A 663-nucleotide genomic window follows, 5' to 3' on the forward strand; every position below is an offset into this window, starting at 1 on the left:
ACGGTACTCAGCTTCTGCTTGATCAAGTCTATGACAGCATCGGTTTTAACCGGATTCCCGATGAGATTCTGCGCCATTTGGTAATCGCAAGGGTGTCGCAGCCCAGAAGCAAACTTGCCACAGTAGATTACCTGAAGTCATATTATGATGAAGATGTTGACCTCAACCACATCTACCGCTACATGGATAAGCTCTACAATACTCAGATGGAGCTTGCACAGCAAATCAGCGTAGAGCACACCCGAAAACTGTTCGGCGGCAAAATCGGCTTGATGTTCTACGACGTGACGACGCTCTACTTTGAGACAGCACAGACGGACGTATTGTGTGAAGCAATGGATTCTCTCTCTAGAGAAGGTTGATAAAGCCTGTTACAACTGCAAGCGTGAGAATGGGGAAAGACTTATCGTCAGTTATTCCGACAAACGTGCGAAGAAGGATGCCTACAACCGTGACCGCGGAATTGCCCGATTGAGAAAAGCTTATAAGACCGGACGCATTACGAAGAGTCAGGTGAACAAGCGTGGCTACAACAAGTTTCTTGAAATCAGCAAGGACATAGAGGTTGTCATTAGCGAAGAGAAGATTGCAGAGGACTGCCAGTGGGACGGACTCAAGGGCTACATCACCAATACAGATCTTGAAGCCGAGCGTGTCATTGCC

At 47.7% G+C, this 663-nt stretch carries 2 pseudogenes; both read left to right on the forward strand.

Annotated elements, in window-relative coordinates:
* Positions 1–362 (forward strand): annotated as a pseudogene (locus I6E40_RS10635) (transposase); the annotation flags it as partial.
* Positions 328–663 (forward strand): annotated as a pseudogene (locus I6E40_RS10640) (transposase); the annotation flags it as partial. The pseudogenes I6E40_RS10635 and I6E40_RS10640, both read left to right, overlap by 35 nt.

Source organism: Prevotellamassilia timonensis, assembly GCF_021531665.1.
Classification (GTDB): domain Bacteria; phylum Bacteroidota; class Bacteroidia; order Bacteroidales; family Bacteroidaceae; genus Alloprevotella.